Origin of the sequence: Fusobacterium ulcerans ATCC 49185 (assembly GCF_900683735.1) — a bacterium.
Lineage (GTDB): Bacteria > Fusobacteriota > Fusobacteriia > Fusobacteriales > Fusobacteriaceae > Fusobacterium_A > Fusobacterium_A ulcerans_A.
This window is the reverse complement of the sequence record NZ_LR215979.1, coordinates 1087990-1101296: the sequence shown is the minus strand read 5'-3', so window position 1 is coordinate 1101296 and position 13307 is coordinate 1087990. Positions and strand designations below refer to the sequence as shown.

Below are 13307 nucleotides of genomic sequence, written 5' to 3'. Positions count from 1 at the left end.
GAAGATTTGATTTCCTCATTTCAGCATTTTTTTATTATTTTAAATTTTATAATCTTCTAATATATCTTAGTGAATAATTGATTAAAACTACATCTTCAAAAATATAGAAGTATAGATTTTAATAAAAAAATTTATATCTTTAATATAAAAAACTGAGAAATAAATGATTAAAAATCAGATTAGCTTTTTATTTATTATTCAATCTTTTCACAGTTTTATTTTTTACAACAGATAAAATTTCTCTTTTAATACTGAAAATATTGGAGCACATCTTTCCTCTTTATCTGAAATGCTGCTCACTGATATTATTTTTTTAAAATCAAATATTTGCTTATTATGAATATATCCAAAAAGATAATTGATAAACACATCATTTTTAAAAATATTTCCACATAACACAATTTTCTTTGGATAAAAAAGAGTAAACATATTCAGAATTAAAATTGCCAAATAATCTGCTGCCTCTTGAAGTATTTTAAGTACAGCTATCTCTCCTGATTCCCCCGCTTTAAGTATGATATCAAAAGAAAGATTACACTTATCCCCAGATGTCAAAGAAAATATAATTGGAGTACTTTCTTTAGAATATATCTTTTCTATTTTTTCCTGAATAGCTCTTTCAGAATAATTATTTTCAAAACACCCTTTTCTTTTACAAACAGGGCATATATTTTCATCATTATTAATTATTGAATGTCCTATCTCTCCACTCAATGAAGATTCTTTTTTAAAAAGCTCACTTTGAATAACCAGACTCCCCCCTACCCCTGTTCCATATTTCAGAAAGAAGAAATCTGAAAGTTCATCTTCTAAGAACATTTGATAAATAGCCAGATTTTTAACATTATTATTTACATAAATTGGAATTTCTAATTTCTCTTCCATTATTTTTTTTAGAGGTACAGCTTCATTCCAGAATCCAATAAAACTCATAGTAGAACCAGTATTAAAGTCAACTGCTCCAACTATGCTTATTCCTATTCCAAGAAATTCTTTTTTATCCAGATTATTTTCATTTATAAAGTTTCTTATCTCCTTTATAAGCTCCTCCAGAAAGCTATATGCTTCAGAAGTATCTTTATCAAAATATTTCTGAATCTCTACATCTCCTTTTAAATTAGTAAGAGTAAGAGAAAAAAAATTATTTTTTATATCTATGCCTATAATCTTTTTATAATCATAATTTATAGATAAAAGCACTTTTTTTCTTCCTGGTTTGTCACTGTTTACCTCTCCAAGCTCTTTTATTATCCCTTGCTCCAGCAAATCAGAGCATATTTCTGTCAAAGTACTAGGAGAAAGATTTACAATCTCTGAAAGGTCTTTTTTAGATGTATTGCTGTTTTTTCTTAATGCATTTAAGATTTTAGAAATATTTCTTTTTTTTATATCTTTTATTTTCATTGAAACCACCCTTTTACTAATGCTAATATATTATAGCATAGAGAAAGGAGATATTGTAAAACAAAAATTAAGTTCAATTTAAAAAAGTTTCAACAATTTTGTGATTTTCTTCGTCTAATATATTGTTGTAAAAAAGGATTCGCTCTATAACTTATTAATATAAATAGTAGAAACATCGAACAAGGAGGCATCAATGGAAAATCTAAAAGAACAAATTGAAATTGAAAGAGAGAATATTATCGCTCTGAAAAAAGAAATCGAAAAAAAGATAATTGGACAAGAGGATATGGTAAGAAAAATCCTTATTGGTATTCTTACTGGTAACCATATTCTTCTGGAAGGACTTCCAGGATTGGCAAAATCTTTAACTGTAAATACTTTAGCTCAAACTTTGGGTCTAAAATTTGCAAGAATACAATTTACACCAGATTTACTTCCAAGTGACATTATAGGAACTGAAATATATAATGAAAAAACTGGTGACTTCTATATTAAGAAAGGACCTATCTTTGCAAATATAGTGCTTGCAGATGAGATAAACAGAGCTCCTGCCAAAGTACAGTCAGCACTGCTTGAAGCTATGCAGGAAAAACAAATCACAATAGCTAGTGAAACTTTTAAGCTGGACAGACCATTTATCGTCCTAGCTACACAAAATCCTATTGAACAAGATGGAACTTATCCTCTTCCTGAGGCACAGCAGGACAGATTTTTAATGAAAGTAAAAATTGAATATCCTACAAAAGCAGAAGAAAAAGATATGCTTAAACTTCTTACTTCTGTAACTGATTTTGACTCTATTGAGATAAATGAAATATTAAATAAAGATAAAATAGAAAAAATTAAACAGATTATAAAAGAAATCCATATAGATGAAAAGCTTATGGACTACATTCTTGATATTGTATTTAAAACAAGAGAAACTAATAACTATATTGCCTGTGGAGCATCTCCAAGAGCTTCTATAGCACTTGTTGTATCTGCTAAGGCAAATGCCTTTCTAGAAGGAAGAGATTATGTTATCCCTCAAGATATAAAAAGAGTTATCTTCGATGTATTGCGTCACAGAATGATTCTTACATATGAAGCTGAAGCTGAAGGAAAAAAAGTAGAAGATATCATTACAGATATACTTGAAATAGTTGAACTGCCATAGTCTGAACAGGAGGAGTTATGAACAGAGCAGAAATTCTAAAAAAAATAAAAAAAATAGAAATAGCTTCTTCCATACTTGCTGATGAATTATTTGCAGGAAAATATCGTTCATATTTCAAAGGAAATGGAATGGAATTCTCTGATATAAGAAGATATGCCCCTGGAGATGATGTTAAGAAAATAGATTGGAAAGTTAGTGCAAGACAGAGAAAAACTTATGTAAAGGAATTTACTGAAGAAAGAGAACTTGCTATTTTCCTTCTTATTGACATTTCCAAGTCAAACAGCTTTTATGCTAAAAAAGATCTGCTGTGTCAATTAGTGGGAAGTCTTGCTTTCAGTGCCAATAAAAACAGTGACAAAGTAGGGGCAATTCTATTTACAGATAAAATAGAAAAGTTTATTCCTTTGAAAAAAGGAAGAAATCATTCTCTTGTCATACTGGATAATCTCCTTAGCTTTGAACCTCAAGGTAAAAGAACAGATATATCTAAAGCACTTGATTTTCTAAATAAAATAGCAAAAAGAAGAGCAATTGTATTTTTAATCTCTGACTTTATAGATAAAGGTTATGAAAAATCCATGGCTGTTACAGCTCAAAAACATGATCTTATCCCTATAAGAATAGCTGATAGAAAATATGAAACCCTTCCTAAGGGAGCTATATTCAACATGATAGATTCTGAAACAGGAGAAGAAATAGTAATAGAGAACTTTGATAAGGATATTACTCTTAATGAAGACATCCCTAAAAATATACTTAACATTTACACTGATGAAGATTATGTTGTTACTCTTTCTAATTTTTTCAAAAGAAGGAGGGCATTATGAAAAAAACATTAATTATTCTTTTTGTGACACTATCTCTTTCACTCTCTGCAAAAGATATTAATATAGGAGATACTGTAACTTTGCAGATAACAGGTATATCTAAAGAAAAAATAATAGACTCATTTAAAAATACAGATTTTTCTATTGAGAATATGAAAGATGGAAAAGATGGTGCAGTTATCCTTTCAGTAAAAGGATTTAAAACAGGTGAAAATATAATAAATATAGGAAATAAAGAAGTGACTATTGATGTAAAGTCAGTTTTGACTCCTGATGATAAAGAGATATTCATAAACCTTTCTGATGAAAGTAACAAGAACTTATTTCTTCATCAGTTTCCATATGGATCTGCCATAAGTGGAGTAGCTGGAATCACAGCTCTTGTGATTATTCTTCTTGGAATAAAAATTAAAAAAGATAAAACTTTACATTTAACTCCAGAAGAAAAATTTGAAAATGAAATGAATGTGCTGTCTAAAGATAAGTGGTTCTATGAAATGAGCTATGCCCTTAGAGAATATATAGACAAAAAATATGGTTCTCATTTTATCAATGGTATTTACTCTCCATTAAAAAAGCTCAATGATGAGGATATTCAATTTATTGAATGGCTGGATAATTATAAATTCTCTAAAGACAGAGATGACTACTTTCAACAGAGTAAAGAAAAAGCTTTTGAAATATATGGAAAAATAAAGGAGGTAAAAGAATAATGTTTAAATTTGCAGCACCATACTTCCTTATTCTGATACCTGTTGTCATTTTCTTTTTTCTGAAAAAAAGGAAAAATAAAGGTATTGAAGTTCCTGGAATCGAACCTATCAAAAATTTCAAATTAAAAACAAAAAAATATCTTATTGGAAAATATCTTATCCTTCTTTCATTGATACTGATGATAACAGCTCTAGCAAGACCTCAGTTATTATCAGAAAACAGAATTGTGAAAAAAGATGGTATTGATATTGCAATATCTTTGGATCTTTCTCAATCTATGCTTCAAGAGGATTTTACTCCAAATCGTCTGGAAAAAGCTAAAGAGGTTCTTAGTGAATTTATAGATAAAAGAACCGATGACAGACTTGCTCTTATTGTTTTTGGTGGGGATGCCTATACAAAAGTTCCTCTTACATTTGATCATAATGTAGTAAAGGAAATGACAGGAAAGCTTACTGTTGATGATATAACAAGCAATACAAGAACTGCTATCGGTATGGGAATCGGAGTGGCTCTAAACAGATTAAAAGATTCTGAAGCTAAATCTAAAGTTATAATACTTTTGACAGATGGAGAAAACAACTCTGGAGAAATGAGTCCATCTGCTGCTGCTGATATAGCTAAGGAACTTGGTATAAAAATATATACAATTGGTATTGGAGCAAAGGAAGTGAAAGTTCCTTCATTTTTTGGATACACTACAGTTAAAAATACAGAACTTGATGAAAATATGCTTAAAAGTATAGCTGAAACTACTGGTGGAGAATATTTCAGAGCCAGTGACAGTAAAGAGTTTAAAGAAATTTTTAATAAAATAGATGCCTTGGAAAAAACACAGATAGATGGAAGAACATTCTATGACAAACATGAGCTCTTTGAAAATTTATTAAAACTTTCTCTGATACTTTTAGTTTTAGGAATATTTTTTGAGTATGTTTTCTACATAAGAATACCATAATAAGAGGTGAATAACTTGGAATTTGGAAATATAAATTATACAGTATATATAATAGTTCCTGCTCTCATTCTCTTCTTTATGATAATTGGTATGAGTAAAAGAAACAGGATACTTGATATACTTAAACTAAAAAAATACAATTTTGTACAGATAATTAAAATTATTTTTATGACTTTAGGGGCAATTATGATAGTTATAGCTCTCCTTTCTCCCCAAAAACTTCTGAATGAAGATACTGTGGAGGTTAAAGGATTGAATATATATGCCCTTATTGATACATCTAGATCTATGATGACAGAAGATGTCTATCCTAATAGATTGGAGGCAGCAAAGAGAACTCTGGAAAATCTTCTTCGAGGTTTGAAAGGAGATAGAATTGGATTTATTCCTTTCTCTGACAGTGCATATATACAAATGCCTCTTACTGATGACTATTCTATTGGTAAAAACTATATCAACGCTCTGGACACTAATCTGATTTCAGGTGGTGGAACAGAACTTTATCAGGCTCTGGAACTTGCAGAGAAATCATTTAAAGAAATCAATAGTGATAACAAAACTATAATTGTCCTTTCAGATGGAGGAGATTTTGATGATAAATCTTTAAAATTTGTAAAAGATAATAAGATGAATGTTTTCTCAATAGGTATTGGTACTGATGAAGGAACCATCATCCCAGAGTATATCAATGGAAAAAAAGTTGGTTTTATAAAAGATAACAATGGTTCAGCTGTTGTAAGTAAACTTAACTCTGATTTTTTGAAAAAACTGTCTTCAGAGAGTGATGGAAAATATTATGAAGTGAATAATCTGAAAGATGATACTGCTAATTTCTTTAGAGATACTGCTAATTTGGAAAGAAAAAACCAAAGGAATGAAACTATGAAAGTGTATAAAAAATACTTTCAAATACCTTTAGGTATTGGAATACTCCTTATACTTCTTGGTTATTTCATAAGAGGAGGGGCAAAAGATGAAAAATAAAATAATATGCCTTACTATCCTTGTGCTCTCACTCGTTGCCTTTGCTGCTTCTTTTAACAGTACACAGGCTTATTATCATAATAACAAAGGAAACTCTTTCTTTAAAGAGAACAAATTTGAAGAAGCTCGTGATGAATACAATAAATCTTTAAAAATAAAAGAAAATAATGAAGTTAGAAATAATATTATAAAATCACTTTATGAGGAAAAAAAATACAAAGACATTACTGAAACTCCAAGTACAGAATATTTTATTAGAGGAAACTCTTACGCTTTCCTTGGAGATGAAGCTGTACAGAAAAATCCTGAGGAAGCTATAAAGGCATATAAAGCTGCTCTTGAAGAATATAAACTTGCTATGAAAACTTCCAGTGATGTTAATATTAAAAAGAACTATGAGATAGTTTTGAAAAAAATAGAAGATTTAAATAATCAGAATCAACAAAATCAAGATAAGCAAAAAGATAAGCAAGACCAGAACAAAGATCAAGATAATAAACAAGATCAACAAAACAAGGAAAATCAGCAAAATCAAGATAACAAACAGGATCAACAGAACAATCAAAATCAACAGAATCAAGATAAACAAAATGATAAGCAAGATCAAAATAAAGATCAAGATAATAAACAGGATCAGCAAAACAAACAAAATCAGCAGAATCAAGACAAGCAAAATGATAAGCAAGACCAGAACAAAGATCAGGATAATAAACAGGATCAACAGAACAATCAAAATCAACAAAATCAAGATAAACAAAATGATAAGCAAGACCAGAACAAAGATCAGGATAATAAACAGGATCAGCAAAACAAACAAAATCAGCAGAATCAAGATAAACAAAATGATAAGCAAGATCAAAACAAAGATCAGAATGATAAACAGAATAGTATTCCTCAAGGTGAGGTACAGCCTATAGACTCTAAAGATGATGTAAGAGAAGGAGAAGTCAGAGCTATTTTAAAAAGACTGGAAGGTAATGAAAAACAATCTTTTAAAAATAATGAAAGAGTCATAAATATAGATACTGGAAATTCAAATAATAGATGGTAGAGGTGAAAAATGAAAAAACTTTTTAATTTACTGCTGTTTTTACTCATCAGCAGTGTTACATTTTCTGAAATAATCTTAGATGTCAACAATAATAATCCATCTATAAATGAACCTATTTCTCTACAGGTAAAGTTTTTAGACAGTGACAAAAAAGATTATACAATAGATGGAATAGAAAATTTTAAGATAGCTTCTAAAGGAAGTCAATCAAGCTATTCCATAGTAAATGGAAAATCTACAAGTTCAAAATCAGATGTATATACTCTTATTCCTCTTAAAGAAGGAAACTTTACTTTAAAAGTAAATGGGAAAAAAGAGACATCAAATTCTATAAATATAAATGTTTCTAAAGAAACAAAAGTTAATGTAGAAGGAAAAATAATTATTCAGGATAATCTGAAAGAAAAAAATACTTTCTATTTTGGACAAAAAATACCTTTTGATGAAAAATTATTAACAACTGTTCCCTTAAGAAATTTAAAATATATAGACAGACCAAATTTTGGTGATCTTTCTGTAAAAGACATAACTCCAGCAAATAATAGAGGAGGTTACATCGAAAAATATTTTACTGATGAAAAGGGAAACAGAGGCTTGGAAATAACTCTTTATCAGGCTATATTACAAGCTAATTCCTCTGGAAATAAATCTATAAAAGGAGGATATGCTGCTGTAGTAGAAAGTGGTCCTAATGACAGTTTTGTATTTGGAAGTACTTCTGCTCCTGTATATCTTGGTTCTAAAGAGATGGAACTTAATATTCTTCCTCTTCCTTCTGGTAAACCTGCTGGTTTCCAAGAAGTTGTAGGAGAATTAAAAGGTGACTATTCTTGGAATAATGACAAAATAAAGTTTGGGGAATCTGTGGTTCTTACTTTAAAACTTTATGGAGATGTTAACTTGGATATGCTTGAAAAAATAGTTCCTAATAATCTCCCTGACTTTAATGTTTTTGAAAGTTCTAAAGAAAGTGGAGAAAGAATTATAGATGGAAAGTATTATGCTGAAAAAACTTTTGAAATAGCTTTTATTCCAAAAATAACTGATAAAGCAACTATTCCATCTATTAAAATTCCATATTTTAATACTGCCGAGAAGAAATACATGGATTTTGAAGTTCCTGCAAAAGAAATAGAAATTACAGGTTCAGCTAATGGAACAGTTATTCCTTCAACTGTGACTCCTGCTACTCCACCTGGGAATAATACTCCTGCTGTTATAAATGCTCCATCTGCACCAGCAGAAAAAATAGCTATCTCTTCTATCCCTGATTCGCAGATAGAAAAAATTGATATAGCAGACAATAAGCTTATGATTGGAGTTATAATTCTTTCTTTATTGGAAGCAGGTATTATCATATTTCTACTATTAGATAGAAAAATATTAAAAAATTCTTCTAACCCTAAATTAAAACAAATGAAAAAAGTAAAGGATGACAAAGAATTTTATAATCTTTATTGTGAACTTATGAAAGAAAAATTTGATTTCAGCCCAAAAGCTCACTTAGAAGATAAGCTTCTAAAAAGTGGGACCAATGAAAAAATAATTGAGTTGAATAGAGATATTGAAAAGAAAATCTATGCTTTTGAACCATTAGATAGAAATGAAATATTGAGAACACTTAAAAAGGAGTTAAAAGGATGAAATATAATTATCTGACAATGGATATAAATATTGCTTATAGTATGTTGAATATGAAGTTAAGGGATTTTTATTCATCTATTGATATTCTATGTGAAGATGAAGAAGTGGATAAAGAAGCTCTTATCTCACATTTCAAAGATAATAGATTTATTTATAATAATTCTACAAATCAATTTACAAATATGTGAGATGAGAAATAAAAACAGATAGATTTATTTTCTTAGATATTATTTAAAAAATTGACTGATAGGGATTAATTTCTGTATAAAACAGAAGTTAATCCTTTTAATTTTATCTTAATTCTCCTGTTACAATAATTTACCTGTTCTTCTATTTACAGCATTCTGTTTAAAACTTTTTATTATCTTTAATGCTTATTATTTCGCTGTAAAATAAAATATCAAATTAATTTAAAAATCCAATATTATTTTAAAAATTAATATTCTCTAAATATATAATATGTAATTGAATTTTTTATATTTTTCTGATATAATCCTACATTGGAATAAAGTTTAGTATTTATATATATTTTCTTTTTTATCTCTTTTAATGTACTGACTTTTATTATGTTTTTAACAAAATAATATATATGAGGAGCTGAAAATGAGTAACTTAAACAATCAAACGAATATTGAAAAGGATTCTGAATATTCTCTTTCTGCTGTTCCATCTTCCAAAAAAACACAGGGATTATGGGCAGCAATGGTAGTCCTTGTAGGATTTACATTCTTTACTCCCAGTATGACTGCTGGTGGAAATCTTGGTATTGGTATGAATATGATGAACTTTTTCACTGCCATGATTATTGGAAATGCATTTCTTGGGGTATACTGTGGAACTTTAGGCTATATTGGACAAAAAACTGGTCTTACTCTTGATCTTCTTGGGCATCATTCTTTTGGTACAACTGGTTCCTTTTTACCTTCTGCACTTATTAGCTTTACACAAATAGGTTGGTTTGGAGTAGGAGTTGCAATGTTTGCTATTCCTGTATCTGGTCTTACTGGAATTCCTGTATGGATTCTAATTGTTATAACTGGTATTGTTATGACTCTTACTGCATATTATGGAATAAAAGCTCTTGCAATATTAGGTTCTATAGCTGTTCCATTAATTGCAGTACTTGGAGTATTCTCACTGAATTGGGGAATAACAAAAGTTGGTGGATTTATGAATATCTTCCCTGAGAACCCTGCAACACCTTTGAATCTTGCCACTGGCATAGCGATTGTTGTGGGTTCTTTCATCTCTGGAGGTACTGCAACACCTAACTTTACACGTTTTTCAAAAACTGCTAAAATAGCTGTAGTTGCAACTGTAGTTGCTTTCTTTGTTGGAAATTCAATCATGATGATATTTGGTGCTGTAGGCGGAGCTGTTACTGGAGTTGCTGATATTTTTGATATCCTTATCCTTCAAGGGCTTGCTATCCCTGCTGTTATAACTTTAGGACTTAATATCTGGACTACAAATAACAATGCTCTCTACACTGCTGGTCTTGGAGTTTCAAATATTACCAAAGTTCCAATGAAGCCAATGGTACTTCTAGGTGGAATAGTAGGAACTGTTACTGCTGTATGGTTATATTATAACTTTGTTGGATTTCTTAACTTGTTAAGTGGAATGATTCCTCCAGTAGGTGCTGTTATTATTCTTCATTATTTTACTCACAAAGCTGAATATGGAAATAAAAATTATAAATATAAAGATTTTAACTTTGCTGGTATTTTTGCTGTTATAGTTGGAGCTTTAATCGGTATATTTATTCCATGGGGAATAAAACCTTTAAACTCTCTTGTCAGTGCTGGTATAATATTTATAATTCTTGACAATATACTTAATAAAAAAAATAACTAGGAGGTAATCAATGCTTATTAAAAATATATTTATTGAAAATAGTAAAACTGCTTCTGATATTCGTGTAGAAGATGGTATATTCAAAATTATTTCTTCATCTCTTGAAGCTCTTCCAGGAGAAGAAGTCATAGATTGTACTGGTAAATCAGCTTTTCCTCCATTTATAGAAAGCCATGTACACCTTGATACATGCCTTACTGCTGGTGATCCTGTATGGAATATGTCTGGAACTCTTTTTGAAGGAATTGAGTGCTGGTCTAAAAGAAAAGAAAAACTAAATAAGGAAGATGTAAAAGATCGTGCTCGTCGTGCTATAAAAATGCAGGCTTCAAATGGTATTCAACATGTACGTACTCATGTGGATGTTACAGATCCTACTCTTATTGCAATGGAAGGTATGCTGGAACTTAAAGAAGAACTTAAAGATTTTGTAAATCTGCAAATAGTTGCTTTTCCTCAGGAAGGTATTCTTAGTTATCCAAATGGAAAACAGCTTCTTGAAAATGCTGTAAAAATGGGTGCTGATTGTGTAGGAGCTATTCCTCATTTTGAATTTACTCGTGAATATGCTGTTGAAAGTGTAAATTTCTGTATGGAACTTGCTGAAAAATATGGACGTCTAGTGGATGTACATTGTGATGAAATAGATGACGAGCAGTCAAAAGGACTGGAAGTATTAGCTTGCCGTGCTCTTGAAAGTGGTATGAAAGATATGGTAACTGCCAGCCATACTACTGCTATGCACAGTTACAACAATGCTTACTGCAGTAAACTATTCCGCCTTTTAGGAATGAGTAATATCAATTTCGTATGTAATCCTCTTGTTAATACGCATCTTCAGGGAAGATTTGATACTTATCCTAAACGTCGTGGAGTTACACGTGTAAAAGAACTTCTTGCAAATGGAAATAATGTTTCTATGGGGCATGATGATATATTTGATCCTTGGTATCCTCTTGGAGATGGAAATATGATGACTGTAGTACATATGGGACTTCATGTATGCCAAATGCTGGGATACGAAGAAATACTTAACAGCTATAAGCTTATTACTCATAATGCTGCCCGTACTCTTCATTTAGGTAATTCTTATGGGATAAAAGAAGGTAACCCTGCTAGCTTTATAGTATTAAATAATGATAACTTCTACAATGTATTAAATAAGCAAAGTGAGGTATTGTACAGTTTCAATCGTGGAAAACTTATAGCTTCTGCTGTTCCTGCTGTAAAAAAAATTCTGTTTTGATAAAAAATGAGGACATCTTTAAATTTAAAATAAATTTTAGAAATTGAAAGAGTTAGTGTTATTAATTAAATAGGTAAAATATAAAAAATAGTAATATTCTGATTCAGTAATCTTAGTTACTCTAATTATTGAATTATTTACTTTTCTATATTTTACAATCAAAATTACCAATAAAACTCTCTACTGTAATAATTCTAAAATTTTATTTCTATTTAAGGAATGTCCTCTTTTCAATTTACTTTATAATATAAATAAATTCCTGACATGGGTAATCGAATACTGTTATGAGATTTCCTTCTGAAAAACCTGCTTTTTTATATAATTTTCTAGCATTCCTTCCCTTTTCATCTCCAGCTCTATAAGTAATTACAATCAGCTTTGTTCCTATTGGGAATAATGAGATAACTTTTTTTACAAGTTCCAGTCCTATTCCTTTATTCCTATACTCTGGATGTACTGCTAAAAAGCTTATTTCCTGTTCAGTATAAGAAAAAACTAAAGCTCCCACTACTTTTTCATTTTCCTTTACCACTATTGTTTCATTTTTCTCCATTTTCTCTATCAAAATATTTTTATAATACTCTAAATCTAACCCAGGAAAATTTCCACTTACAAGCTTTACAAGTTCCACCCAACTTTTAAAATCATTTTTTTCTCCAAATACAGCTTCCATATATTTTCTCCATTTACTTTATTAAAAAAAGAGAGAGTTAAAATCATTATTTTTTTGATTTTTTCTCTCTTTCATATCTTTATATCTCCAACCAATCTCTATCTATACACATTTTCTGCACTTCATTAAAAAACCTTCCAGCATGAAATCCATCACATACAGCATGATGTACTTGTATAGAAAGAGGAACTATTATTTTATCATTTTTTTTCACATATTTTCCAAAAGTAAATACAGGAAGAAGGTAACTTCCATCTGAATATATATTTAGATTAAATCCAGTAAAGTTTACCCATGGTATAATTGAAATTGAAAATGTATAAGATGGTATTTCTCCTTTTGGAAACATACTCTCGCTATTTTCATATAATTTTTCATCTTTTAAATAATTTTTATAAAATTTAAAAAAATTCTCATCATAGTCAGTCCACAAATTGAAAAATGTTTCTTTCTTTTTATTAAAAATAGTATAAGCAGGCATCATATTTTCCCAATATCCAAGTTTTTCATCCTTGTCTATACTTATTCTAAATTCTGTATATTTATTTACAATTCTTGATAAAAGATATATAAGTACAGGATAGAGTTTTATATTTTTTTCTTTCAAATTTATTCTTAGTTCAGTTATATCCAATTCTGCATTCATTGTAAAAGTACATTTTACATTTTTATAATAGTAATAAAAATATTCTTTTCTTTTCCAATTATCTATATCAATATATTTAAATTTCATTTTGTCCCTCCTGAATTTTTATATTTTCAAGAGGTTTATTTGCTTGTTCTTATCATT

The 13307-nt window shown here is 29.4% G+C and carries 13 protein-coding genes; 10 read left to right on the top strand and 3 right to left on the bottom strand.

Annotated elements, in window-relative coordinates; translation table 11 throughout:
- Window positions 1–222 precede the first annotated feature (222 nt).
- Window positions 223–1404, bottom strand: a complete 1182-nt coding sequence (locus tag E0E45_RS05000) for an ROK family transcriptional regulator (RefSeq protein ID WP_130890157.1) — start codon at window positions 1402–1404, stop codon at window positions 223–225.
- Between the two features lie 193 nt (window positions 1405–1597).
- Here E0E45_RS05000 and E0E45_RS04995 point away from each other — a divergent pair, with 193 nt between their 5' ends.
- From E0E45_RS04995 to codA, 10 genes are all read left to right on the top strand, one after another.
- Window positions 1598–2560: an AAA family ATPase gene (locus E0E45_RS04995; protein WP_130890156.1), complete on the top strand. Its 963-nt coding sequence runs from the start codon at window positions 1598–1600 to the stop codon at window positions 2558–2560.
- Between the two features lie 17 nt (window positions 2561–2577).
- The gene (locus E0E45_RS04990) at window positions 2578–3390 is read left to right on the top strand and encodes a DUF58 domain-containing protein (protein ID WP_130890155.1); all 813 of its coding nucleotides are present in this window, start codon (window positions 2578–2580) and stop codon (window positions 3388–3390) included.
- The gene (locus E0E45_RS04985; protein WP_130890154.1) at window positions 3387–4103 is read left to right on the top strand and encodes a hypothetical protein; all 717 of its coding nucleotides are present in this window, start codon (window positions 3387–3389) and stop codon (window positions 4101–4103) included. Before E0E45_RS04990 ends, E0E45_RS04985 begins: the two co-directional genes overlap by 4 nt.
- On the top strand, window positions 4103–5062 hold the full coding sequence (locus E0E45_RS04980; RefSeq protein ID WP_130890153.1) for a vWA domain-containing protein: 960 nt from the start codon (window positions 4103–4105) through the stop codon (window positions 5060–5062). Before E0E45_RS04985 ends, E0E45_RS04980 begins: the two co-directional genes overlap by 1 nt.
- A gap of 6 nt (window positions 5063–5068) precedes the next feature.
- Window positions 5069–6046, top strand: a complete 978-nt coding sequence (locus tag E0E45_RS04975) for a vWA domain-containing protein (protein ID WP_232044061.1) — start codon at window positions 5069–5071, stop codon at window positions 6044–6046.
- A complete protein-coding gene (locus E0E45_RS04970; protein WP_130890151.1) occupies window positions 6036–7097 on the top strand; it encodes a tetratricopeptide repeat protein in 1062 nt (353 codons plus the stop codon). Before E0E45_RS04975 ends, E0E45_RS04970 begins: the two co-directional genes overlap by 11 nt.
- A 9-nt stretch (window positions 7098–7106) precedes the next feature.
- On the top strand, window positions 7107–8741 hold the full coding sequence (locus E0E45_RS04965; protein WP_130890150.1) for a BatD family protein: 1635 nt from the start codon (window positions 7107–7109) through the stop codon (window positions 8739–8741).
- Window positions 8738–8929, top strand: coding sequence for a DUF4250 domain-containing protein (locus tag E0E45_RS04960; protein ID WP_130890149.1), 192 nt, complete (start codon window positions 8738–8740; stop codon window positions 8927–8929). The genes E0E45_RS04965 and E0E45_RS04960 overlap by 4 nt, the downstream gene beginning before the upstream one ends.
- A gap of 415 nt (window positions 8930–9344) precedes the next feature.
- Window positions 9345–10598, top strand: coding sequence for a cytosine permease (gene codB / locus E0E45_RS04955; protein ID WP_130890148.1), 1254 nt, complete (start codon window positions 9345–9347; stop codon window positions 10596–10598).
- A gap of 10 nt (window positions 10599–10608) precedes the next feature.
- Window positions 10609–11844 carry a cytosine deaminase gene (gene codA, locus E0E45_RS04950; RefSeq protein ID WP_130890147.1) on the top strand — a complete coding sequence of 412 codons (1236 nt, stop codon included), beginning with the start codon at window positions 10609–10611 and terminating at the stop codon, window positions 11842–11844.
- A 235-nt stretch (window positions 11845–12079) separates the two neighbouring features.
- Here the strand turns inward: codA and E0E45_RS04945 are convergent, their stop codons facing one another.
- Window positions 12080–12517: a GNAT family N-acetyltransferase gene (locus E0E45_RS04945; RefSeq protein WP_130890146.1), complete on the bottom strand. Its 438-nt coding sequence runs from the start codon at window positions 12515–12517 to the stop codon at window positions 12080–12082.
- Window positions 12518–12596: 79 nt separating this feature from the next.
- A complete protein-coding gene (catA, locus tag E0E45_RS04940) occupies window positions 12597–13250 on the bottom strand; it encodes a type A chloramphenicol O-acetyltransferase (protein WP_130890145.1) in 654 nt (217 codons plus the stop codon).
- Between the last annotated feature and the right edge of the window lie 57 nt (window positions 13251–13307).